This window comes from Stenotrophomonas sp. RIT-551, assembly GCF_026241915.1.
GTDB lineage: Bacteria > Pseudomonadota > Gammaproteobacteria > Xanthomonadales > Xanthomonadaceae > Stenotrophomonas > Stenotrophomonas bentonitica_A.
In genome coordinates this window covers 19,296-40,980 of the sequence record NZ_JAPJIU010000014.1, presented here as the reverse complement: position 1 = coordinate 40,980, position 21,685 = coordinate 19,296, and the positions used below count along the sequence as shown (strand labels likewise).

22 protein-coding genes are annotated in these 21,685 nt (G+C 67.0%); 12 read left to right on the top strand and 10 right to left on the bottom strand.

Annotation, left to right across the window (positions count from 1 at the left end):
• Positions 1 to 25: 25 nt before the first annotated feature.
• The 5 genes from ORK51_RS14985 to ORK51_RS14965 all read left to right on the top strand — a co-directional run bounded on the left by ORK51_RS14985 (position 26) and on the right by ORK51_RS14965 (position 4,686).
• Entirely contained in the window at positions 26 to 874 is an 849-nt protein-coding gene (locus ORK51_RS14985) for a MurR/RpiR family transcriptional regulator (protein WP_019185971.1), read from the top strand.
• Positions 875 to 891: 17 nt separating this feature from the next.
• Positions 892 to 1,650, top strand: a complete 759-nt coding sequence (locus tag ORK51_RS14980) for a L,D-transpeptidase family protein (protein WP_266085495.1) — start codon at positions 892 to 894, stop codon at positions 1,648 to 1,650.
• Positions 1,614 to 2,948, top strand: a complete 1,335-nt coding sequence (locus tag ORK51_RS14975) for an APC family permease (RefSeq protein WP_429000686.1) — start codon at positions 1,614 to 1,616, stop codon at positions 2,946 to 2,948. Before ORK51_RS14980 ends, ORK51_RS14975 begins: the two co-directional genes overlap by 37 nt.
• Positions 2,949 to 3,053: 105 nt before the next feature.
• Positions 3,054 to 3,401 carry a hypothetical protein gene (locus ORK51_RS14970; protein WP_266085491.1) on the top strand — a complete coding sequence of 116 codons (348 nt, stop codon included), beginning with the start codon at positions 3,054 to 3,056 and terminating at the stop codon, positions 3,399 to 3,401.
• A gap of 136 nt (positions 3,402 to 3,537) precedes the next feature.
• The gene (locus tag ORK51_RS14965) at positions 3,538 to 4,686 is read left to right on the top strand and encodes a PQQ-dependent sugar dehydrogenase (protein WP_266085489.1); all 1,149 of its coding nucleotides are present in this window, start codon (positions 3,538 to 3,540) and stop codon (positions 4,684 to 4,686) included.
• Between the two features lie 68 nt (positions 4,687 to 4,754).
• On the opposite strand, the gene ORK51_RS14960 is transcribed toward ORK51_RS14965, so the two are convergent.
• From ORK51_RS14960 to folB, 4 genes are all read right to left on the bottom strand, one after another.
• On the bottom strand, positions 4,755 to 5,414 hold the full coding sequence (locus ORK51_RS14960; protein ID WP_052727504.1) for a hypothetical protein: 660 nt from the start codon (positions 5,412 to 5,414) through the stop codon (positions 4,755 to 4,757).
• 116 nt (positions 5,415 to 5,530) lie between these two features.
• Complete coding sequence (locus ORK51_RS14955) at positions 5,531 to 7,705, bottom strand: glycoside hydrolase family 3 N-terminal domain-containing protein (RefSeq protein WP_102788913.1); 2,175 nt, start codon at positions 7,703 to 7,705, stop codon at positions 5,531 to 5,533.
• A 138-nt stretch (positions 7,706 to 7,843) separates the two neighbouring features.
• Positions 7,844 to 9,118: a mechanosensitive ion channel family protein gene (locus ORK51_RS14950; protein WP_019185978.1), complete on the bottom strand. Its 1,275-nt coding sequence runs from the start codon at positions 9,116 to 9,118 to the stop codon at positions 7,844 to 7,846.
• 26 nt (positions 9,119 to 9,144) lie between these two features.
• A complete protein-coding gene (gene folB, locus ORK51_RS14945; protein ID WP_019185979.1) occupies positions 9,145 to 9,513 on the bottom strand; it encodes a dihydroneopterin aldolase in 369 nt (122 codons plus the stop codon).
• Between the two features lie 438 nt (positions 9,514 to 9,951).
• Here folB and ORK51_RS14940 point away from each other — a divergent pair, with 438 nt between their 5' ends.
• Positions 9,952 to 10,560 carry a hypothetical protein gene (locus tag ORK51_RS14940; protein WP_266085485.1) on the top strand — a complete coding sequence of 203 codons (609 nt, stop codon included), beginning with the start codon at positions 9,952 to 9,954 and terminating at the stop codon, positions 10,558 to 10,560.
• Positions 10,561 to 10,584: 24 nt separating this feature from the next.
• On the opposite strand, the gene tsaD is transcribed toward ORK51_RS14940, so the two are convergent.
• Complete coding sequence (gene tsaD / locus ORK51_RS14935; protein ID WP_070426479.1) at positions 10,585 to 11,610, bottom strand: tRNA (adenosine(37)-N6)-threonylcarbamoyltransferase complex transferase subunit TsaD; 1,026 nt, start codon at positions 11,608 to 11,610, stop codon at positions 10,585 to 10,587.
• Between the two features lie 167 nt (positions 11,611 to 11,777).
• Here tsaD and rpsU point away from each other — a divergent pair, with 167 nt between their 5' ends.
• The gene (gene rpsU / locus ORK51_RS14930) at positions 11,778 to 11,993 is read left to right on the top strand and encodes a 30S ribosomal protein S21 (protein ID WP_002808376.1); all 216 of its coding nucleotides are present in this window, start codon (positions 11,778 to 11,780) and stop codon (positions 11,991 to 11,993) included.
• Positions 11,994 to 12,129: 136 nt separating this feature from the next.
• On the top strand, positions 12,130 to 12,576 hold the full coding sequence (locus tag ORK51_RS14925; RefSeq protein WP_070426478.1) for a GatB/YqeY domain-containing protein: 447 nt from the start codon (positions 12,130 to 12,132) through the stop codon (positions 12,574 to 12,576).
• Positions 12,577 to 12,645: 69 nt separating this feature from the next.
• On the opposite strand, the gene ORK51_RS14920 is transcribed toward ORK51_RS14925, so the two are convergent.
• Positions 12,646 to 13,581: a hypothetical protein gene (locus tag ORK51_RS14920; protein ID WP_235318883.1), complete on the bottom strand. Its 936-nt coding sequence runs from the start codon at positions 13,579 to 13,581 to the stop codon at positions 12,646 to 12,648.
• Between the two features lie 147 nt (positions 13,582 to 13,728).
• Here ORK51_RS14920 and ORK51_RS14915 point away from each other — a divergent pair, with 147 nt between their 5' ends.
• The 4 genes from ORK51_RS14915 (at position 13,729) to ORK51_RS14900 (ending at position 18,033) form a co-directional block, all read left to right on the top strand.
• Positions 13,729 to 14,643, top strand: a complete 915-nt coding sequence (locus tag ORK51_RS14915; protein ID WP_019185984.1) for a YihY/virulence factor BrkB family protein — start codon at positions 13,729 to 13,731, stop codon at positions 14,641 to 14,643.
• 63 nt (positions 14,644 to 14,706) lie between these two features.
• The gene (gene dnaG / locus ORK51_RS14910; RefSeq protein WP_019185985.1) at positions 14,707 to 16,437 is read left to right on the top strand and encodes a DNA primase; all 1,731 of its coding nucleotides are present in this window, start codon (positions 14,707 to 14,709) and stop codon (positions 16,435 to 16,437) included.
• A 74-nt stretch (positions 16,438 to 16,511) separates the two neighbouring features.
• Positions 16,512 to 16,982: a protein tyrosine phosphatase family protein gene (locus ORK51_RS14905; protein ID WP_266085568.1), complete on the top strand. Its 471-nt coding sequence runs from the start codon at positions 16,512 to 16,514 to the stop codon at positions 16,980 to 16,982.
• A 52-nt stretch (positions 16,983 to 17,034) separates the two neighbouring features.
• Positions 17,035 to 18,033 (top strand): bile acid:sodium symporter family protein, encoded by a 999-nt coding sequence (locus tag ORK51_RS14900; protein ID WP_266085481.1) that lies wholly within the window; start codon positions 17,035 to 17,037, stop codon positions 18,031 to 18,033.
• A 53-nt stretch (positions 18,034 to 18,086) separates the two neighbouring features.
• Here ORK51_RS14900 and ORK51_RS14895 read toward each other — a convergent pair whose 3' ends face one another.
• Genes ORK51_RS14895 through ORK51_RS14880 form a run of 4 tightly spaced genes read right to left on the bottom strand, consistent with a single transcriptional unit; the run spans position 18,087 to position 21,671 of the window.
• Positions 18,087 to 18,917 (bottom strand): TraB/GumN family protein, encoded by an 831-nt coding sequence (locus ORK51_RS14895; RefSeq protein ID WP_266085479.1) that lies wholly within the window; start codon positions 18,915 to 18,917, stop codon positions 18,087 to 18,089.
• A gap of 59 nt (positions 18,918 to 18,976) precedes the next feature.
• Entirely contained in the window at positions 18,977 to 19,870 is an 894-nt protein-coding gene (cyoE, locus tag ORK51_RS14890) for a heme o synthase (protein ID WP_261997571.1), read from the bottom strand.
• Between the two features lie 3 nt (positions 19,871 to 19,873).
• A complete protein-coding gene (locus ORK51_RS14885) occupies positions 19,874 to 21,085 on the bottom strand; it encodes a COX15/CtaA family protein (RefSeq protein ID WP_261997570.1) in 1,212 nt (403 codons plus the stop codon).
• 10 nt (positions 21,086 to 21,095) lie between these two features.
• A complete protein-coding gene (locus tag ORK51_RS14880; protein WP_026070219.1) occupies positions 21,096 to 21,671 on the bottom strand; it encodes a redox-active disulfide-containing membrane protein in 576 nt (191 codons plus the stop codon).
• Between the last annotated feature and the right edge of the window lie 14 nt (positions 21,672 to 21,685).

Here is a 21,685-nt window from a genome sequence, read left to right as displayed (position 1 = left end):
CTCTACCGGATCTGACGCCCTCCCCATGCCGCCCCTGGTGAAAATCCGCTCCGAGCGTGACCACATGTCGGCGATCGAACGCCGCATCGCCGACTTCATCCTCGACAACGCCCACCTCCTGCGCGATTACTCCTCCCAGCAGCTGGCCAGCGCCTTGGGCATCAGCCAGTCCAGCGTGGTCAAGTTCAGCCAGAAACTGGGCTTCAAGGGCTATCCGGACCTCAAGTACTCCATCGGCGAGGCCGTCGCCCGCGCCGGCAGCGACCCGCACAGCCGCCCGCCGCTCCCAGAGGCCGCCAACGACTACACCCAGATCGCCGAGCGCCTGCGCGTGAGCAAGGCCGCCGCCGAGGAAGAAACCTGGCTGGCCAATCCCCAGGCCGACATCGAAGCGATCGTGCAGCTGATCGATGGCGCGCCCAAGGTGTTCGTCTACGGCCTGGGCGATGACGGCCTGTACGCCCGCGAATTCGCCATGCGCCTGTCGCTGCTGGGCATGCTTACCGTGCACCACGCCGACCCGATCCTGATGATGGCCAACCTCTCGGCCGCACGGCCCGGGGACGCGATGCTGGTGTTCTCCGAATTCGGCAAGCTGCCACAGCTGTTCCAGCTGTCGCGCCAATTCCAGGACATGGGCGGCAAGGTGGTGTCGATCACCCGCCACAGCGCCAACCCCTTGCGCGCCCATGCCGATGCCAGCCTGGTGCTGTGCGCGCATGACCCGGCGCCGCACGTGGCGCAACTGCTGTACCGTTCTTCTCTGCAGGCGCTGCTGGATTTCGTCTTCGTCCTGCTGTGCCACGCCAACCCGGACCGCCACCGCCAGCTCGGGGTGAACCTGGAACGGATCGAACATTTGATCGACAGCTGATCCTGGAGTCCGCCACGATGATGCCGCTGTTCCGCTCCGTCACCGCCGCCGTGATGCTGGTCATCGCCGCCCCCGTGTTCGCCGCCGCGCTGGAGGGCAGCACGCAGCTGGTCGTGGTCACCACCGAGGGCTGGGATGCCACCCAGGGCAAGCTGCAGGCCTTCGAGCGCACCGCGAAGGGCTGGCAGCCGCACGGCGCCGCCTTCGATGTTGCCGTGGGCCGCAGCGGCAGCGCATGGGGCGAAGGGCTGCATCCGGCCCAGTCCGGGACGCCACGGAAGCAGGAAGGCGATGGCCGCAGCCCGGCCGGCATCTTCGCGGTCGGCCCGGCCTTCGGCTATGCGCGCGGCGTCACCAGCGGCCTGCCCTACCAGCCGATGCGCGACACCAGTTACTGCATGGACGTGCCGGACTCGCCGTACTACAACCGCATCGTCGATGCCGAGGTGGTCGGTGCCGATGCGGTGGAAGGCTCGACCGAACCGATGCGGCTGGACCTGCACAACAAGGGCGACGTGCGCTACCGCGAAGGCTTCGTCATCGAGCACAACCCGAAAGCGACGCCCGGCCGTGGCAGCTGCATCTTCGCCCACCTGTGGCGCACACCCGGTGAGGCGACCGCGGGTTGCACCGCGATGGACCCGGCGCGCATGACCACGCTGCTTGCGTGGCTGGACGCCAGCGCGCGGCCGCGCTTCGTACTGTTGCCGCGCGCGGAATACCAGCGCCTGCAGGCCGAATGGCAGCTGCCCGTGCTGGCCGGGAGCGTGCATTGAGCACCGCGCCGCCCGACCCGCAACTCGAACGCGCGGTCAGCCGCTGGCAGATCGTCGGCCTTTCGATCAACGATGTGATCGGCAGTGGCATCTACCTGCTGCCGGCGGCCACCGTCGCCCTGCTCGGTCCTTTCAGCCTGTGGGGGGTGGTCGCGGCGGGCATCGTGGTCGCCCTGCTGGTGCTCTGCTATGCGCAGGCGGCCAGCTACTTCGACGAGCCCGGCGGCAGCTATCTGTATGCGCGCGAGGCATTCGGCCGGTTTGCCGGGTTCGAGATCGGCTGGATGATCTGGCTCACCCGCATCAGCTCGGCGGCGGCGCTCAGCAACGCACTGGCCGATGCGGTCGCGCGGTTCTGGCCCTGGGCCGGGCATGACATCGGCCGTATCGCGGTCATCGTGGTCTCGCTGGGCTTCCTCACCGCGGTGAACGTGGCCGGGGTGCGCTCGGCCGCGCGTACCGGTGTGATCCTGGTGATCGGCAAGCTGCTGCCGCTGGTGCTGTTCGTGGCGATCGGCGCGTTCTACGTGGATACCGACCTGGCCTTCTCCGGCGTACGCCCTGACCCACACGATCTGCGGCGCATGGGCGAAGCAGCACTCCTGCTGCTGTATGCCTATGCCGGTTTCGAAAACATCCCGGCCGCTGCCGGTGAGTACAAGAACCCGCGCCGCGATATTCCCTTCGCCCTGATCACCATGATCATCACCGTCACCGTGATCTACGGCGCGGTGCAGTTCATCGCACAGGGCACGCTGGCCGGGCTGGCCAGTTCGCCGACGCCGCTGGCCGATGCCGCCGCCAGCTTCGGCGGGCTCACCCTCGCCCTGATCCTCACCGTGGGCGCAACGATCTCCATCCTCGGCACCAACAGCAACACGATGATGATGGGTCCGCGCTTCCTGTTTGCGTTGGCGCGCGATGGCTACGGGCCGAAGATCCTGGCGCAGGTGCATCCGCGCTTCCGCACCCCGGCGGCGGCGATCATCGCGCAGGGACTGATCGCCCTGGCGCTGGCCCTGTCCGGTTCGTTCGTGCAGCTGGCGCTGCTGTCGATGACCACGCGCCTGTTCGCCTACATCGGCACGGCCGCGGCGGTGCTGGTGCTGGCGCGCCGGTTCCGTGATCGCCCTGGCGCGTTGAAGCTGCCCGGCGGACCGCTGATCCCGATCCTCGCACTGCTGTTGTGCCTGGGCTTGTTCGCCAGCGCGAGCTGGCAGAACATCGCGGCGGCAGGCATCGCCTTCGCGGTAGGCGCGGTCATCTATAAACTCCCGCGCCGCGATCACGACGGCTGAGCAGGTGCGCAGGTGAATGGCACTTGATGTGTCATTCACCTCGCCGGTCCATGGCGTTAACCCGGCTTTGGGTACGGTGAAGTCTCACCCAACCGGAGCCAACACATGAGCACTGACTATCAGATTCCCGGCCGGGTGCCGGAAGACGGTGTCCCGCGCCAGGCCGTATCGGATTACTGGCGTGAGCGCTTTCCAAGCGAACCGTACTATGACAACAACCAGTTCTTCGATGACTACGAGCCGGCCTACCAGCTCGGCCATCGCACCCGCGCTGACGACATGATCCGCGCGTATGAAGAAGTGGAAGCCGAGCTGCAGGCCCGCTGGGCGAAGGAACATGGCCAGAGCAAGCTGAGCTGGGAACAGGCCCGCAATGCGGTGCGCCGCGGCTGGGATGAGTCCACCGCGCTGCGCCAGGCGCACCTGGACAAGGGCGTACCGCGCGGCACCTGACGCGCACTCCCCGATCCACCTCCAGCGGCGGCCCTCGGGTCGCCGTTGTCGTGTGGGCAGGACCTCTGGTCCACGCGGCGTTGATGGGCATGGTGTACAACAGGGGTTGGCCATCGCCTCCCCGACGGAGACTTCCATGACCCGCAAGCTCTTGCTTACCCTCGCCATCAGCCTCACCCCCGCCCTGTTCACCACCGCCTGTGTTGCTGCCGACAAGGCCGCCGCCCCGGCCGTGGAAAAGGCGCAGTGGCCGTTCGCCGCCACCGAATTCGCCCGCTTCAACGAGCCCTGGGCGATGAGTTTCCTGCCCGACGGCAGCCTGCTGGTCACCGAGAAGAAAGGCGCGCTGAAGCACTTCAACGTGCAGACCCGCAAAACCGCCACCATCACCGGCGTCCCGGACGTCGCCTATGGCGGCCAGGGCGGCTTCGGCGATGTGCTGCCGCACCCGGACTTCGCGAAGAACCAGTGGATCTATCTCAGCTACGCCGAAGAAGGCGACGGTGATACCCGTGGCGCTGCGGTTGCCCGTGCGCGGCTGGCGCTGGCGGCCGATGGCAGCGGCACGTTGGAAGACCTCAAGGTGATCTGGCGCCAGACCCCGAAAGTGAGCGGCAAGGGGCATTACGGCCATCGCCTCGCGTTCGGTCCGGACGGCAAGCTGTGGATCACGTCCAGCGAGCGCCAGAAGTTCGATCCGGCCCAGGACATGGGCGGCAACCTCGGCAAGCTGGTCCGCCTCAATGACGACGGCAGCGTGCCCGCCGACAACCCGTTCGCCTCGCAGGGCGGCGTGGCCGCGCAGGTGTGGTCGCTCGGCCACCGCAATGCGCTGGGCATCGCCTTCGATGCGCGCGGCAAGCTGTGGGTGCACGAGATGGGCCCGGCCGGCGGCGATGAGCTGAATCTGATCGAGCGCGGGGCCAACTACGGCTATCCGATCGTCTCCAACGGCAATCACTACGACGGCCGCGACATTCCCGACCATTCCACCCGCCCGGAATTCGCCGCGCCCAAGGTGACCTGGACCCCGGTGATCTCGCCGGCCGGTTTCATCATCTACAACGGCAAACAGTTCCCCAAGTGGGACGGCAGTGGCTTCATTGGCGGCCTGTCCTCCAAGGCGCTGGTGCGCGTGGCCTTCGACGGCGACAACGCCCGCGAGGCCGAGCGCTTCGACATGGGCGAGCGCATCCGAGAGATCGAACAGGGTCCGGATGGCGCGATATGGCTGCTTGAAGACGGCAGCAACGGCAAGCTGCTCAAGCTCACGCCGAAAGCCTGAGCCAGACAGGCTGCCGGCGCATCGCCGGCAGCCTGCACACCTCACGTGCGTTCAAGCGCTGCACGTGCTTACTGGATGGTCACGACCTTGACTTCGGTGCGGCTGCACGCCTGATCCAGGCACGCGCCGTTGAGCCAGACCTGGCCGTCGCCGATCATCACGCCCTGCTGGTTGACCATGACGTCGTCGAACTTCTGCGCGGCGATGGCCTTGCGCACGGCCGGGGTCAGGATGCGCTCGTAGTTGCGCTGGAACTCGCCGGGGCCGGTGATCCTGGCGCCATTGGCGATGTTCAACGGGAAACGCACTTCCTCGACCACGGCCGCGCGATCGCCGCCGTTGACCGCCTTCTGGAAGGCATTGAACACAGCTTCGTACTGGGCCGCGTCGCCAAGCACCTGATCGATGCGTTGGCGGACATCGCCGGTGCCAGCGCTGGTCGGCGCGGCAGGTGTGGCGGCGGCGTCCGCAGCAGGTGTTGTAGCACCGCCAGCGGCGGGCGCGGCGGCATCCGGCGCGGGGCTGCCGGCAGTGACCGCATCCGGCGACAGGCCCGAGGACGGCACGGTGTCACCCGGCGTCGGGCGGCCTTCGGGGATGGCGGTGGCCGGACCCTGGGCGGGATCCGCAGCGGCGGTGTCAGCCGGCGGCGGCGACGACGGGCTGCAGGCGGCCAGCCACAGCGGGCTGGCCAGGGCCAGCAACAAAGGAGTACGGGACAGGCGCATGGGTGGCTCCATCGGTTTCACGGGGGAGCCAGCGTACCCGCCGGAACGTCAGCCGCCGATGATGGATACGGTAGTGCCGGCCGCTGGCCGGCACTACCGGGTGAAGCGAGGCCGGCTCAGGCAGCCAGCAGCTCGAAGATCACCGGCTCGCCGCTGACCGACGAGGCGCACACCCACAGCTCGAACTGGCCCGGCTCGGCGCGGAACACGCCATCGCGGCCGGTGAAGCCCAGTGCATGGCGATCCAGGGTGAAGGTCACCTCGGTGCTCTGGCCCGGCTGCAGCGCGATCTTGTCAAAGCCCTTCAGCTCGCGCACCGGCCGCACGCGGCTGGCCACGCGATCGTGGATATACAGCTGCACCACTTCCTCACCTGCCACCGCACCGGTATTGGTCAGCGTGGTGGTGATGGTCAGGGTGTCGTCCCAGCCCAGCTGCGCGTTGCTCAGCTGCGGCACGCCATAGGCGAAGGTGGTGTAGCCCATGCCGTGGCCGAACGCGTACGCCGGCTCGTTCGGAATTTCGCGCCAGCGCGCCTTGAACTCCGACATGGTCGGCAGTTCCGGGCGACCGGTGCGCGGGTGGTTGTAGAAATACGGCTGCTGGCCCGACACCTGCGGGAAGCTCACCGGCAGGCGGCCGGACGGGTTGTAATCGCCGAACAGCACATCGGCCACGGCGTGCCCGGTCTGGGTGCCCAGGTACCAGGTGATCGCCACGGCATGGGCATTGCGCACCGCGCCCTGCAGGGCCAGCGCGCGGCCATTGCGCAGCAGCACGACCAGCGGCTTGCCGGTCATCGCCACCGCTTCGGCCAGCGCCTGCTGCGCCGGCGGCAAGGTGATCTCAACGCGCGACTGCGCCTCACCGCTGTAACGCTGCGGTTCGCCCAGGGCCAGCACCACCACGTCGGCACGCAGCGCGGCGGCCACGGCCTGTTCGATACCGTCCTGCACGGCCGCTTCCAGATCACAGCCCGGCACGATTTCCAGCAGTGCTTCATCGCTGATCGCCGCGCGGACGCCGGCTTCCAGGGTGACGTATCGCGACTTGTCGCCGAACAGCGTCCAGCAGCCTTCGATGTTGTCGCGGTCCTGCACGAACGGCCCGATCAGCGCGATCTTCTGCCCAGCCTTCTTCAGCGGCAGCACCGACTCGGCGTTCTTGAGCAGCACGATCGAACGGCGCGCGGCATCGCGCGAGAGTTCGTCATGCGCGGCGATATGCGAGGTGTCCGCTTCGCGCGCCAGATCCAGCGAACGGTACGGGTCGTCGAACAGGCCGATCGCTTCCTTCAGGCGCAGGATGCGGCGCACCGACTCGTCCAGCGTGGCCATCGGGACTTCGCCGCTCTCGATCAGGCCCGGCAGGTGTTCGGCATAGAAGCCGCTCTGCATGCTCAGGTCCAGGCCGGCGGTGAAGGCCTTGGCGGTGGCGTCGCGGTCATCGGCGGCGTAGCCGTGCGCGACCAGTTCCATGTCGGCGGTGTAGTCGGAGATCACCACCCCCGGGAACTTCCACTCCCCGCGCAGGATGTCGGTCAACAGCTCGGCATTGGCGCTGGCCGGCACGCCGTTGATGTCGTTGAAGGAGGACATCACGGTCAGGGCACCGGCTTCGAAAGCGGCCTTGAACGGCGGCAGGTGCACGTCACGCAGGGTCTGCGGCGAGATGTCGACCATGTTGTATTCCATGCCGGCCATCACCGCGCCGTAGGCGGCGAAATGCTTCGGGGTGGCCAGCAGGGCATCGGCGGCGCGCAGGTCCGGGCCCTGGAAACCGCGCACGCGGGCGGCGGCGAACGCACAGCCCAGCACCACGTCTTCACCGGCGCCCTCGGCGCCACGGCCCCAGCGCTGGTCGCGGGCGATATCCACGGCCGGCGCATAGGTCCAATGCAGACCGGCTGCCGTCGCTTCCACCGCGGTGGCGCGGGCGGTGCGCTCGGCCAGGTCCGGCTCGAAGCTGGCGGCCTCGCCCAGCGGGATCGGGAATACGGTGCGCATGCCGTGGATCACGTCCGCGGCCAGGATGACCGGAATCTTCAGGCGGCTTTCTTCCAGCGCGACCTGCTGGATGCGGCGGCCGGCTTCCACGCCCACGCCATTGAACAGCGAGCCCACCTTGCCCTCGCGCACCTGCTGCAGCACCTGGTCGGCATTGCTGACGTTGGCTTCCGGATTCACATCCGGCGCGAACGGGCGGACCATGTCGGCGAACACACCCAGCTGGCCGACTTTTTCTTCGACGGTCATCTGGGCAATGAGGGTTTCGATACGATCGGCGGCCACCGGCTGTCCTTATGAAAACGTTTACAAGCCCGGGATTCTAGCGTTCCCGAGGCCGTTGTGAATGACTTTTGCGTTCATTTTTCTTCCCCGGAGGGAAGACCCCCGCCACCGCACGGGCAGCGACGGGGGCACAGGAGCTTACTCCGCAGCGGCCAGGCGCTGCTGCCCCGCCATCAACATGGCGTCGCTGGATTCCTGGAAAACCCGCAGCCCGAAGGCCGGGAGGATCGCCAGCAGGTGATCGAACACGTCCGACTGCACGCCCTCGTACTCGCCCCACGCCGTGCTGCGGGTGAAGCAGTAGATCTCCAGCGGCAGGCCCTGGGTGGTGGGCTGCAGCTGCCGTACCAGCAGGGTCATTTCGGTATGGATGCCAGGATGGTGCTGCAGGTAGCGCTCGACATAGGCGCGGAAGGTGCCCAGGTTGGTCACCCGGCGCGCGTTGACGGCGGCCACGCCCTTGGCCTGGAGGTCGGCGTTGTACTGCTGCAGCTCGGCCTGCTTGCCGCGCAGGTAATCGCCCAGCACCGCGAACTGCTCCAGCTCGGCCAGCATCGGCGCATCGACGAAGCCGACACTGTGCTGGTCCAGGTACAGCGAGCGCTTGATCCGGCGCCCACCCGCTTCCTGCATGCCACGCCAGTTCTTGAACGACTCGGTCACCAGCTTCTTGGTCGGGATGGTGGTGATGGTCTTGTCGAAGTTCTGCACGGTGATGGTGTGCAGCGCGATATCGATCACATCACCATCGGCGTTCTGGCTCGGCATCTCGATCCAGTCGCCCAGCCGCACCCGGCCATCGCCGCTGATCTGCACGCTGGCCACCAACGAGAGGATGGTGTCCTGGAAGATCAGCATCAGCACCGCGGTGGCCGCGCCCAGGCCGGTCACCAGCGGGCCCAGCTTCACGCCCAGCAGGGTCGCCACGATCGACAGGCCGGCGATCACGAAGACGATGATCTTCACGACCTGCAGGTAGCCCTTGATCGGCTTGTTGCGCGCATCCGGGCGCCGCTCGTACAGATCGTTGGCGGCATCCAGCGCATGCGAGACGGCCAGCGCCACGGTCAGCACCGCCCACGCCCGGCAGGCGCCGATCACGAACGCCACCAGCTCCGGCGGCAGGTCCGGCACGATCCGGATGCCGGCGGCGATGACCATGCTCGGCACCACGTTGGACAACCGCGAAATCACCCGCAGGTTGTTGCCGCCTTCGTTGCCGGCGCTATGGCCAGGCAGGCGGCTGACCAGCTTGCGCAGGCCGCGCAGCAGGATCTTCTTGGTGACGAAGTTGGCCAGCCAGGCCGCCAGGGCCAGCGCTGCCAGCACCAGCAGGGTGTAGGCCCAAGGCCAGGGTTCCAGGGTCTGCTGGACACTGTCCAGCCATCGGGTTGCCACTACCGCATCCAACATCGTGTATCGATCTCCTAATCGGGGTATCAGGGCGTTGCCAGGTCCTGCGCGCTGCGCTCGATGATCACGCCCACCGCGCGCGCACCGCGCACCGCGCCGGGCTTGCTGAGCTTCAGGCGCAGCCATTGCACCTTGAATTCACGCAGCACGATCTCGGCGATGCGCTCGGCCAGGGTTTCGACCAGGCCGTAGTCCGAGTCACGCACGAACTGCTCGATGCGCTTGCTCACGGCTTTGTAATTGAGGGTATCGGCGATGTCGTCGCTGGCCGCCGGACGGCGGTTGTCGAAGCCCATTTCCAGATCGAAACGCAGGGTCTGGCGGATCCGCCGTTCCCAGTCGTAGATCCCGATCAGGGCATCGATCTCGAGCCCCTCGATGAATACCTTGTCCATAGCCATGCCACGTGGAAGATGGCGACCATGGTAACGGGGCTGTCCGGAATGTGCCGGGAATCGGGGTCGGCGGGCGTCCGCGCCGGTGCCGGAAAAGACAAAGGGTCCCGCGCGGGACCCTTTGCTTACCACCACTGTCCCCGGGGGAGATGGGCTTACCCATCAGCTGATCCCGGTGGCACACGCGGCAACGGTACCGGTGTTGCCAAATAGGGTCAACGGTCTGAATCCGGATTTATGACGTAGTGCTCAGCCCCCTTGGAACTCGGTAGATCATTGATCCGATAAGTGTTTTCGATAGATCAAACCTGCCACGACTGACCGACTTCCCTGATACCGCGCGCGACAGCCACCCTCTACGGTGGAGGCCCATGGACCCCGCAAAGCTCTGACGTGCGCGATCAGCACCTGATTCACCGCTCATTCTCCGCAGCACGCATGACAACGTATGAAGGAGCCGTCGCACACGCCCGACTTCGCACCCATCCATTCGAGCTGTATCGATGGAACATGAGGGTCAGCGGCGCGTTTTTACTGCCGCTCCATACCTGCGAGGTCGTCATCCGCAATGCGGTGGCTGAAGCGGTAGCCCAGCAGCATGGTGCACTCCCGCCATGGCAGGAAGGGTTCCGTACCAGTCTTCCCGGCGGCACAGCGCGCTACAACGCGCGCGGAGAGTTGCGCCGCGCAGCGTCGAAGCACACGTCAACGGCGGCCGTTATCGCCTCGTTGAGATTCGCGTTCTGGCAGCATCTGTTTACCCAACGATTCGACAGGACGCTATGGTCCAAGACCCTGAGGCGCGTCCTTCCAGGCGCGGATCCGGACGTACCCGGGCACCTTGTGCGCGCGCAGCTGCACGGCAACCTCGAACAGGTGAGGCAGCTGCGCAACCGGATTGCGCATCACGAACCGATCTTCGCGCGTGACCTTGCGCTGGATCTGGCCACGATTGGACGAATCGTCCAAATGCGCTGCGCCCATATCGAGCGGTGGATGAACCGGCATGAGTCGGTGACATCATTGCTGAAGCGGAGGCCGGTCTGAGTCGTTGCCGACGCTCGGCCAACCTCACACCGCCGGCAGCGTCGCCATGTCCCAACGTGGGGTGACCTGCACCTGCGGCGGGGTGTGCTGGCCCGCTTCCAGACGCAGGGCGCCGGCGAAGGCGATCATCGCGCCGTTGTCGGTGCACAGCGCCGGGCGCGGGAAGCAGGCGCGGCCACCGCGGCGGGCGGCCATCTGCTGCAGCTTGGCGCGCAGGCGCTTGTTGGCCCCGACGCCGCCAGCCACCACGATCACATCGGTGCCCGCCGCATCCAGCGCGCGTTCGCACTTGATCGCCAGGGTGTCGACCACCGCATCTTCAAAACCGCGCGCGATATCGGCGCGGGTCTGCTCGCTCTGGTCGCTGTCGCGCCAGGCCAGCAAGACCTGGGTCTTCAACCCGGAGAAGCTGAAATCCAGCCCGGGGCGGTCGGTCATCGGCCGGGTGAACTTGAACCGGCCCGGCGTGCCGCGCTCGGCCAGGGCCGCCAACTGCGGGCCACCGGGGTACGGCAGGCCCATCAGCTTGGCGGTCTTGTCGAAAGCCTCGCCGGCGGCGTCGTCCAGGGTTTCGCCGAGCAGGCGGTACTGGCCGATCCGGTCCACCGCCACCAGCTGGGTATGCCCGCCGGACACCAGCAGGGCCACGAACGGCGCCTGCGGCGGGTCGTCTTCCATCAGCGGGGCCAGCAGATGCCCTTCCATATGGTGGACCCCGACCGCCGGCACCTCCAGCGCCCAGGCCAGCGAACGGGCCACGCCCGCCCCGACCAGCAGCGCGCCGACCAGGCCGGGGCCAGCCGTGTAGGCCACCCCGTCGATGTCGGCCACGGTCATGCCGGCGTCGGCCAGGGTCTGGCGGATCAGCGGCAGCAGCTTGCGCACGTGGTCGCGGCTGGCCAGCTCGGGCACCACCCCGCCGTACTCGGCGTGAAGGGCGATCTGGCTGTAGACCGCGTGGGCGCGCAGGGCGTCGATCCCGGACAGGGAGGTGTCATACACCGCCACGCCGGTCTCATCGCAGGAAGATTCGATACCAAGGACTCGCATAACGGGTATTATGGACCTCTTCAGGCCCCGGCAGACGTACGCTGGCCTGTCTCAGCATCACCCGTGGCCAAGAAGTTCGCCGGGGTGGGTTGCAACTTCTTTTCTCGCCGCTATAATGTGCGGCTCTCACCGGGCGTGACCCGGTTCTACTGTGTCCCGGAGATTCCATGCCCAGCGTTAAAGTCCGCGAGAACGAGCCCTTCGAGTTTGCGCTCCGTCGCTTCAAGCGCACCTGCGAAAAGGCCGGCGTGCTGGCCGAAACCCGCAAGCGCGAGTTCTATGAAAAGCCGACCCAGGAGCGTAAGCGTAAGGCTGCCGCTGCTGTGAAGCGTCAGCTGCGCCGTTCGTCGCGCGACGTTACCAAGCGTCAGCGCCTGTACTGATCGGACGCAACTTCGATACGGCGGGCCCTGGCCTGTCGTGACGGAGCCGAAGCCGGAACGCGCGAGCGTTACCGGCTTTTTGCGTTCCAGCGCTTCGGCGCCCCGCTTCCCATTTCCACCGACACGAGGTGTTCCCATGAGCCTGAAGCAGCAGCTCACCGATGACATGAAGGCCGCCATGAAGGCCGGCGAGAAGCACCGCCTGGGCGTGATCCGCCTGATGAACGCCGCGATCAAGCAGCGCGAAGTCGATGAGCGCATCGAGCTGGACGACGCCGCCGTGCTCGCCGTGCTGGAAAAGATGGTCAAGCAGCGCAAGGACTCGGTCACCCAGTTCGAGGCCGCCGGTCGCGAAGACCTGGCCGTGATCGAGCGCGAGGAAATCGTGGTCATCGACCAGTACCTGCCGGCCAAGCTGGGCGAAGCCGAGATCGTGGCCGCCATCCAGGCCGCCATCGCCGAAACCGGCGCGACCACCCCGGCCGACATCGGCAAGCTGATGGGCGCGCTCAAGCCGCGCCTGGCCGGCCAGGCCGACATGGGCCTGGTGTCCAAGCTGGTCAAGCAGCAGCTGGCCGGCTGATCCCGCCGCCACGCCGCCGATGAAAAGGCCCGCATTTCGCGGGCCTTTTCAGTTTCAGCAGGTCCGCTGTCAGGAGGCCTGGCGGCAATTGCGCAGTGTCATCGAGCTTTCCTCGATCGAACTGATCTCGCCTTCCAGCTTGGCCCAGTCGCGCTCGCGCAGCATGGTGAAGTTGGCGGCCTGGTCGGACGCGAATTCGCAGCGGATGGTGTAGTTGTTGTTGTTGTAGCTGTCGCTCTGGCGGACGCGCAGCAGGCCGCGGGTCGGCGTGACCAGATAGTTGATCGAGCCGATGTCACCAGGCTTGGTCGAGTACGTGTTGGGATTGACGGTATAGATCTGGCCATCGATCTGGTAGCGCCGCCCCACATACTTGGCGTACAGCGGCAGGAACGTGGCCGAACGGTCGCCCTTGTCTTCCTTGTTGGTGGTGGTACCCAGCATCAGGTCCTTGAAGGCACCGGCACTGCGGTACAGGGCCATCGTGTCTTTGACTTCCTTGCCCATCATCTTGGACAGATCCGGGGCCGCCACGGCCTCCATGGCCGGCATCGGGTACTGGGTGCGTCCCGCTGCGGCAACCGCGTCGCCCTGGCTGCCCGCCTTGAGCTTGTCCAGCATCCCGCACATCGACTGCTTGGCCGCCGCCGGCTCGACCGACTGGCCCCGGGCCAGCTTGGTCGCCAGGGTGACCCGACCGGTACGGTCGGCGGTGCCCACCAGTACCAGCGGGGTGCGCAGCCCTTTGCGCTGGATCAGGTACTGGTCGCCGGTATCGCCCTGCACCAGCTGACCGGCGACTTCGAATTCGTCATCGCCGCCAATCTTGCGCAACTGGTCCAGCGCGCTCTGCACCTTCAGCCCCGGCACGGTGACATCGGCCATGTAAAGCGCACCGTTGCGCGCGTCCCCTACCGTCTTGAAGGCCTTGTCGCAGGCCCCGGCCGCCATCGCCGGACCTGCGGCCGCCAACAGCGCCATCGTCGTGTAGACCATTCCTTTCATGAAGCGTCCTTTCTGCTGTGAAGGTGGAAAACCGGGAAAAAGGATAGCGCGATATCCGTCAAGGTCACGCCGTGACCGGACCGCTTCACCCGGCGCACCCCGGGCATTTGCTAGAACAGGGGCCTCGCTCCCGACCCGACGCCGTCCATGCACCAACCGAGCCCCTCCCTGTCCAAGGTCCGCAAGCACATGGCGCGGCTGGAGAAGAGCTTTCCCGCCGTACTGGTGCGCCGTTTCATCGATGCGGACGTGATGACCCAGGCCGCCGCGCTGGCCTTCTATGCCCTGCTCTCGATGGCGCCGCTGCTGGTCCTGCTGCTGTGGCTGACGGCCTCGCTGTATCCCCCGGCGCAGCAGGCGCTGCTGGGCCAGATCAACGATGTGGCCGGCACCAGTGCCGCCTCGGTGGCCGAAACCGTGCTCAGCAACGCCAACAACCAGCCGGACATCGGCACGCTGGCGGGGGTCTGGAGCACCTTGTTGCTGTTCATCGGCGCCACGGCGGTGTTCGCCCAGCTGCAGAACGCCCTGAACCTGATCTTCAACACCAGCGGCGAGCGCCTGGATGGGATCGTGGCGTGGCTGCGCAAGCGCGTGTTCTCCTTCGGCGTGGTCCTGGCGCTGGGCTTCCTGCTGATCCTGTCGATGACCGCCACCACCATGCTGCAGGTGGTCTTCGCGCACCTGCCCTCGGTCCTGCCGGCGATCGGCTATCTGACCAGCCTGGCGCTGTACACGGTGGGCTTCGCCTTCCTCTACCACTACCTGCCCGACCGCCGCGTGGCGTGGCGACAGGCCTTCATCGGCGGTGCGATCACCTCGGCGTTGTTCGCGCTGGGCCGTTATGGCATCGGCCTGTACATCGCCACCGTCGCACCGGGCAGCGCGTATGGCTCGATGGGCGCCCTGGTGATCTCGCTGGTGTGGATCTACTACGCCACCGTGGTGTTCTTCGTCGGTGCACTGATGACCTCGGTGATCGATGAGCGCCTGCGCGCCCATGCCGTCCTCGCCCAGGCCGGTGTCGCGCCGCCGAAACCGGGCGAAACGGCCGGCAGCTAGTAGACTAGCGGCACCCCCGCTTCCGCGTGTGGCCGTGACCGGCCATGCCCCCGCCTGCTGCCCATGGCCCGTATCCCCGACGCATTCATCGACGACCTGCTGGCCCGCTCCGACATTGTCGAGGTGGTGGGCAGCCGCGTGCCGCTGAAGCGCCAGGGCAAGGAATACGCCGCACGGTGCCCGTTCCATGACGAGCGCTCGGCCTCGTTCACGGTCTCGCCGACCAAGCAGTTCTATCACTGCTTCGGCTGCGGCGCGCATGGCACGGCGATCAGCTTCCTGATGAATTACGACCGCCTCGAGTTTCTCGACGCGGTCGATGAGCTGGCCAAGCGCGTGGGCATGGAAGTGCCGCGCGATACCCAGCCGCGCACCGCCCAGCAGCAGGACGACAGCCGCGATCTGTACTCGGCACTGGACGCGGCCACGCGCTTCTTCCAGACCGCGCTGAAAGGCAGCGACAAGGCGCGCGCCTACCTGGACCAGCGCGGTGTCGATGAAGAGAACCGCGAGCGCTTCGCCATCGGTTACGCACCGGACGGCTACAGCGCGTTGAAGGATGCACTGGGCAAGGACGAGCGCCGGATGAAGCTGCTCGACCGCGCCGGCCTGTTTTCCAAGAACGACCGCGGCCACGTCTACGACAAGTTCCGCGACCGGGTCATGTTCCCGATCTTCGACCGCCGTGGCCGCGTGATCGCCTACGGCGGTCGCGTGATGGAGAAGGACGACGGCCCGAAGTACCTCAACTCGCCCGAGACCGCGCTGTTCCACAAGGGCCGCGAGCTGTACGGCCTGTGGCAGGTACGCCAGGCCAACCAGAAGATCGAGCGGCTGATCGTCGTCGAGGGCTACATGGATGTGGTCTCGCTGTTCCAGTTCGGGGTTACCCAGGCAGTGGCCACGCTGGGCACGGCGACCACGCCGGACCACGCCGAGCTGCTGTTCCGCAACGCGCCGGACGTGTTCTTCTGCTTCGACGGCGATGCCGCCGGCCGTCGCGCCGGCTGGCGTGCGCTGGAGTCGGTGCTGCCGCGCATGAAGGACGGCCGCCAGGCGTTCTTCCTGTTCCTGCCCGACGGCGAGGACCCGGACACGATCGTGCGCAAGGAAGGCCGCGAGGGCTTCGATGCACGCCTGCAGCAGGCCACGCCGCTGTCGCAGTTCTTCTTCGATGAGCTCACCCGTGAGGTCAACATGGGCACGCTTGACGGCAAGGCACGCCTGGCCGAACGGGCCAAGCCGATGCTGGCGCAGATTCCCGATGGCGCCTTCGGCGACCTGATGAAGCAGCAGCTGACCACGCTGACCGGCCTGGGTGCCAAGCCCAGCGCATCCGCGGCTCCTTCGCGGCCGCCACAGCGCGCGGTCGCACCGGCGCAGCGCCGCAGCCTGGTGCGTGCGGCCATCGCGATCCTGCTGCAGCAGCCCTCGCTGGCGATGACCCTGGAAGGCCACCACTTCACCGGCCTGCGCCTGCCCGGCATCGAACTGCTGACCGAACTGCTGACCCTGGTCGAGCAGCGCCCGGACATCAGCACCGGCGCGCTGCTGGAGCACTTCGACGGGCGCGAGGAACAGGACGCGCTGCACAAGCTGGCCGCACAGACCCTGCCCGGCGACGAGGCAATGTGGACCCAGGAACTGCATGACGCCGTGGCCCAGCTGGAGAAACAGCTGCTGATGCAACGTCTGGATGAGCTTCAGGCAAAGCAGAGCCAGCAGGGTCTGGACGATACTGACAAGTACGAGCTGCGCGAACTGCTCAAGGCGCGCAGCACCCTCCGCTTCTGACCGACGGAGCCGCCGTGGCATCCCACATCGCACGTTCCACCGCACCGATCGTCCGCTGGCTCCGCGCTGGCGTCATGGCCGCGCTGTTCGCGCCGTGCCTGCCCACCTGGGCGGCGGAACTGCCATTCGCACAGCCACGGCCGCAGCTGTACACCGCCGGGCAACCCAGCGCGGCCGAGCTGCAGCAGGCGGCCGCGGCCGGGATCACCACCGTGATCGACCTGCGCCAGCCCGACGAGGCGCGTGGCTTCGATGAAACCGCCGCGGCCGAGCGCCTGGGCCTGCGCTACGTGCGCATTCCCGTTGCAGGTGCCGCCGGCCTGACCGACGCCAACGCGCAGGCGCTGCGTACCGCCTTGGCGCAGAGCCAGGGCCCGGTGCTGCTGCACTGCGCCTCCGGCAACCGCGCCGGTGCATTGCTGGCCGTGCTGGAGGCGCGTGACGGTGCCTCGGTGGACCAGGCGCTGCAGGTCGGCCGCGAGGCCGGCATGACCTCGCTGGAAGCGCCGACCCGTGTCCTGCTGGAGCAGGACGCCGCGCGTTGACCCCGCTCTTCTTCTCCCGCCCACTTCCCTGCTCTACAGGAGCCTGCCCACCATGACCCGCTGGTGGTCGCGCCTGCGACCGGACAACTTCACCCTCGCCCTGCTCTGCACCGTGCTGCTGGCGTCCTTCCTGCCGATGCACGGCGCCGCCGCGATGGTCCTGGACGATGTCACCGACGTCGCCATCGCCGCACTGTTCTTCCTGCACGGCGCACGCCTGCCGCGTGAGTCGATCGTCGCCGGCCTGCTGCACTGGCGCCTGCACCTGACCATCCTTGCCTGCACCTTCGTGATGTTCCCGTTGCTGGGGCTGATGTTCAAACCGCTGGATGGCTGGCTACTGACGCCCGAGCTGTACATCGGCGTGCTGTTCCTGTGCGCGCTGCCGTCCACCGTGCAGTCCTCGATCGCGTTCACCTCGATCGCCCGCGGCAACGTCCCGGCGGCCGTGTGCAGCGCCTCGCTGTCGAGCATTCTCGGCGTATTCCTGACCCCGCTGCTGCTGGCCCTGCTGGCCGGCACCGAAGGCGGCATGCACAACCCCGGCCAGGCCATCGTCAGCATCATGCTGCAGCTGCTGGTGCCGTTCGTGGCCGGCCACCTGCTGCGGCCCTGGATCGCCCGCTGGGTCGAAAAGCAGCGCGCCCTGCTGCGCTACACCGACCAGGGCACGATCCTGCTGGTGGTCTACTCCGCCTTCGGCGAAGCGGTGAGCGAAGGGCTGTGGAGCAAGACGCCGCTGCTGTCGCTGCTCAGTGTGGCGGTGGTGGCAGCACTGCTGCTCGGCATCGCGATGCCGCTGATCCGCTTCATCGCGCGCCGGTTGGGCTTCAACCGCGAGGATGAAATCACCATCCTGTTCTGCGGCTCCAAGAAGAGCCTGGCCACCGGCGTGCCCATCGCCAAGGTGCTGTTCGCCGGTGGCAGCCTCGGTGCGATCGTGCTGCCGATCATGATCTACCACCAGATCCAGCTGATCGTCTGCGCGATGATCGCGCAGCGGTATGCGCGTGATCCAGTGGAACCGACGCCCGTCACCCGGCAGGACTGAGACGGCAATACTGCAGCCTGCGCGGCCTCGTCACGCAGGCCGCAGAGCCAGCCCTAGGGCGCCGTCAGTGTGCCGACGCTGAGTCCGGGCAGGAACACCACCAGATCGTACTGCCGATCCTGGTCAGTACTGAGTTCGGGATCTCGTGGTGCGCGCTCGATCAGCGGCAGCGCGCGGCAAGGCTGCACGCAGGCCCAGAAATGACCGCGCAACGCCTCCAGGCGCACGCTGTACAGCGGCAGATCCAGCAGGTGGGAGGCCATCGTGCGCTGCTGCATCTCCGGTGGCGCATCTGCGGGCGGGCTGCGCATCGCATGCACGTTGCCGGTCAGCACCAGCATCCGGGCGCCGGGCGGCAGCGCGTTGAACTGCTGGTGCAGATGCGTGGCCATGGCGGCGTCGCGCATGTCGTTGCCCGTGGACGACCCGGTCTCCACGTCATAGCCGGCGACGCCCACATCGCGTCCCTGTGCGCGCAGCGATCGAATGGATTCGATCAGATCGAGCATGTCACGGCTACGTCGCCCGTCATGCTGGTTATCCTTGACGGACCAGAACGGGGTGGTCCGCAGTGCTTCACGCGCATCAGGATCACCGTTGGAGCGCAGGTAGCGCGCGAGCGCGACGTTCTCGCTCATCGGCATCTCCAGTCCCAGCCGAACCGCGGCGTTGTCGCGGCTGTAGCGCTCCACCAGATCGGCCACGAGCCGCGGCGTTTCAGCGGTGCCGTGGTATTCGCCGAGTACGATCAGGCGCGCATCGCCTGCATGCTGGATGATCTGCGCAGCCGTGTCCTCCACTCGCGTTACCGGTGCCGGTGCCGCATTGGCCGCACCCAACGCCATCCCGATCACCCACCCTGCCATCCAACGCCATCGCTTCATACCGTCACTCCCTGTTCGGTACAGAGGCAATGGCGACGGCGAATCACCGATTCAAGGCGTTACTGCAACCAGGGCAGCATCCAGTGGTCCACCATGAGGAAGGCGAACAGCGCCATCAGGTAGACGATGGAGTAGCCGAACATCTTCATCGAGAAAATCTCATCCGGCGGATTCAGCATGCGCCAGGCGTACCAGAGGAAGACCGCGTTGAGCACGATCGCACCGCCCAGGTAGAACATGCCACTCATGCCGAACACGACCGGCAGGATGCTGACGATGGCCAGGGCGATCGAATAGACCATGATCGACTTGCGTGTGTACGCCACGCCATGGGTCACCGGCAGCATCGGGATCTCCGCCTTGGCGTAATCCTCGCGACGGAAGATCGCCAGGGCCCAGAAGTGCGGTGGGGTCCAGATGAAGATGATCAGCACCAGCAGCGATGCGTAGGCCCAGTCCCACGGGCCCTGCATGCCGGTAATCGCGGCCCAGCCGAGCATCGGCGGGGTGGCGCCGGCAAGGCCACCGATGACGATGTTCTGCGAGGTCGCGCGCTTGAGGTACACGGTGTAGATCACCGCATACCCGATCAGCGAGGCGAAGGTCAGCACGGCAGTGATCACGTTGACCCAGACCACCAGGATCGTCATCGACAACGCGATCAGCAGGCCGGCGAACACCAGCACCTGCCAGGGCTTGACCTTGCCCACCACCAGTGGTCGCCACGAGGTGCGCGCCATCTGTGCATCGATGCGCGCGTCCAGCAGCTGGTTGATCGCCGCGGCGGCCGAGGCGGCCAGCCAGATGCCAAGGAAGCCCAGCGCGCCATCCAGCGCCTGCTGCGCGGTCGGCAGCCCGGGGATGGCCAGGAACATGCCCACCAGCGCGGTGAACACGATCAGGGCGACGACCTTGGGCTTGGTCAGATCCCAGTACTGACGGTAATTGGCCATGCGTCAGCCCGCCTGCACGGCAGGGGAGGCAGCGCCGGCCTTGCCACCCTCGGCATCCGGCGCGCGCAGGCGCGCCAGCAGCGTCACCAGCACGAACAGCAGCGCCACCGCGCCACCGCTGTGCGCGACGGCTACTTCCAGCGGCACCGCCAGCTTCACGTTGAGGATGCCCAGGGTGATCTGCAGCACCACCAGCAGGCCCAGTGCGCTGGCCCAGCCGCGCATGCTCGGCAGGCGGAACAGGCGCACCGAGAGCCACAGCAGGTACACGGCCACCACGATCGCCATCATCCGGTGTGCCATCTGGATCGCGATGCGCGAGGCGCCATCCAGCACGCCCCCTTCGTAATCCACGCCGATGCCGCGCCACAGGGTGAAGCCTTCCTTGAAGTCATGCGGCGGCCACCATTGGCTGACGCAGCGCGGGAAGTTGTCCAGCGAGGCGCTGCCGCCACCGCAGGCGAGTGCGGCGTAGTTGGCACTGACCCAGCCGCCGAGGGCGATCTGCGCGACCAGCACGGCCACGCCGGCACGGATCAGCCATTTCAGCTTGGGCGCTTCGGCCAGGGTGATCGGCATGTGCGTGGCGCGCCACGCCATCCACACCAGCAGGCCGAACATCAGCATGCCGCCAAGCAGATGGCCCATCACCACGATCGGCTTGAGCAGCCAGGTGACCGTCCACATGCCGAGCAGCGCCTGGAAGATGACGACCGCCAGCGTCAGCAACGCGGCGCGGGCCAGGTCGATATTGGTCCAGCGCAACGCGGCGATCAGCAGGATCGCCTCGCCGATCAGGGCGATGATGCTCGCCGGGACGTGCATGCCCATCATGTACAGCGGTATGCCGGTCGCCACCAGCACACAGGCGGTGATGACCGCAGTGCTGCCCCAGCGACGGCGGCGCGTAGCCAGCAGCGCCAGGGTGAGGATCTCGATACCGAGTGCGCCGGCCAGGAAGCGGTGCACCTGCTCGCGCCACGCCTTGTGCGTTTCCAGCGGGCGGATCTTGGCGGCCTCGTGGCCGATCACTTCCTGGGCGTGCTGCGGCCAGGTGACACGGCCATAGCAGGTCGGCCAGTCCGGGCAGCTCAGGCCCGCATCGGACAAGCGCACGAACGAGCCGAACATGATCGTGCTGGCCGTCATGATCAGTGCAAACCACGCCAGACGGTGGAAATTGCGGTGCAGCACCGGGCGTGCGGAGAGGCTCATCGAACAGAACTCACTTCAGTTTCAGCAGCGTGGCCAGGTCTTTGCGCAGACCGGCCATATCGAATCCCGGCGCGTACCGCATGATCACGAAACCGTTGGGATCGATCACATACACAGGCGTGCCGGCGGCGTCATCCACGGCGGGCAAAGCGGCACGCAGGTCCGGTTGGGCGCGCAGCGCGCGCAGTGCGGGCATGCCCTGGACCTCGGCCGGCGGCGTGCCCAGCCACAGGATCTCGACATTATCGGCGTTATGGCCGAACAGCTGCCACACCTTGCCCAATCCCTGCGACAAAGTGACGCACTCGCTGGTACAGCTGGCAGACGGGGCCACCAGGATCCGCCAGGTCCGTTCGTTGGGATTCCACGGGTACGGCTGGCCGTCGGCCAGGGTCGGCGGCAGCGCGCGCAGGTCCGCCGGCGGTTGCAGCAGTTGCCCGGTATTGCGGTGCGCGGTGGGCTGCCAGCCGGAGAAGCGCAGCACGCCCGCCAACGCCATGGCGCCGAAGAACACGCCGAACAGGGCGATCAGGGTCCAGCGGCCGCGTGAACGGGACGGCAGCCGTGCCGGGGAAGTGGCATTCATGGGCGGCATTTTCT

Bases quoted from the DNA above. Each gene is read 5' to 3' on its own strand.
- ORK51_RS14985 (WP_019185971.1), top strand. From the start codon at position 26: ATGCCGCCCCTGGTGAAAATCCGCTCCGAGCGTGACCACATGTCGGCG.
- ORK51_RS14980 (WP_266085495.1), top strand. From the start codon at position 892: ATGATGCCGCTGTTCCGCTCCGTCACCGCCGCCGTGATGCTGGTCATC.
- ORK51_RS14975 (WP_429000686.1), top strand. From the start codon at position 1,614: ATGGCAGCTGCCCGTGCTGGCCGGGAGCGTGCATTGAGCACCGCGCCG.
- ORK51_RS14970 (WP_266085491.1), top strand. From the start codon at position 3,054: ATGAGCACTGACTATCAGATTCCCGGCCGGGTGCCGGAAGACGGTGTC.
- ORK51_RS14965 (WP_266085489.1), top strand. From the start codon at position 3,538: ATGACCCGCAAGCTCTTGCTTACCCTCGCCATCAGCCTCACCCCCGCC.
- ORK51_RS14960 (WP_052727504.1), bottom strand. From the start codon at position 5,414: ATGCGCCTGTCCCGTACTCCTTTGTTGCTGGCCCTGGCCAGCCCGCTG.
- ORK51_RS14950 (WP_019185978.1), bottom strand. From the start codon at position 9,118: ATGTTGGATGCGGTAGTGGCAACCCGATGGCTGGACAGTGTCCAGCAG.
- folB (WP_019185979.1), bottom strand. From the start codon at position 9,513: ATGGACAAGGTATTCATCGAGGGGCTCGAGATCGATGCCCTGATCGGG.
- ORK51_RS14940 (WP_266085485.1), top strand. From the start codon at position 9,952: ATGACAACGTATGAAGGAGCCGTCGCACACGCCCGACTTCGCACCCAT.
- tsaD (WP_070426479.1), bottom strand. From the start codon at position 11,610: ATGCGAGTCCTTGGTATCGAATCTTCCTGCGATGAGACCGGCGTGGCG.
- rpsU (WP_002808376.1), top strand. From the start codon at position 11,778: ATGCCCAGCGTTAAAGTCCGCGAGAACGAGCCCTTCGAGTTTGCGCTC.
- ORK51_RS14925 (WP_070426478.1), top strand. From the start codon at position 12,130: ATGAGCCTGAAGCAGCAGCTCACCGATGACATGAAGGCCGCCATGAAG.
- ORK51_RS14920 (WP_235318883.1), bottom strand. From the start codon at position 13,581: ATGAAAGGAATGGTCTACACGACGATGGCGCTGTTGGCGGCCGCAGGT.
- ORK51_RS14915 (WP_019185984.1), top strand. From the start codon at position 13,729: ATGCACCAACCGAGCCCCTCCCTGTCCAAGGTCCGCAAGCACATGGCG.
- dnaG (WP_019185985.1), top strand. From the start codon at position 14,707: ATGGCCCGTATCCCCGACGCATTCATCGACGACCTGCTGGCCCGCTCC.
- ORK51_RS14905 (WP_266085568.1), top strand. From the start codon at position 16,512: ATGGCCGCGCTGTTCGCGCCGTGCCTGCCCACCTGGGCGGCGGAACTG.
- ORK51_RS14900 (WP_266085481.1), top strand. From the start codon at position 17,035: ATGACCCGCTGGTGGTCGCGCCTGCGACCGGACAACTTCACCCTCGCC.
- ORK51_RS14895 (WP_266085479.1), bottom strand. From the start codon at position 18,917: ATGAAGCGATGGCGTTGGATGGCAGGGTGGGTGATCGGGATGGCGTTG.
- cyoE (WP_261997571.1), bottom strand. From the start codon at position 19,870: ATGGCCAATTACCGTCAGTACTGGGATCTGACCAAGCCCAAGGTCGTC.
- ORK51_RS14885 (WP_261997570.1), bottom strand. From the start codon at position 21,085: ATGAGCCTCTCCGCACGCCCGGTGCTGCACCGCAATTTCCACCGTCTG.
- ORK51_RS14880 (WP_026070219.1), bottom strand. From the start codon at position 21,671: ATGAATGCCACTTCCCCGGCACGGCTGCCGTCCCGTTCACGCGGCCGC.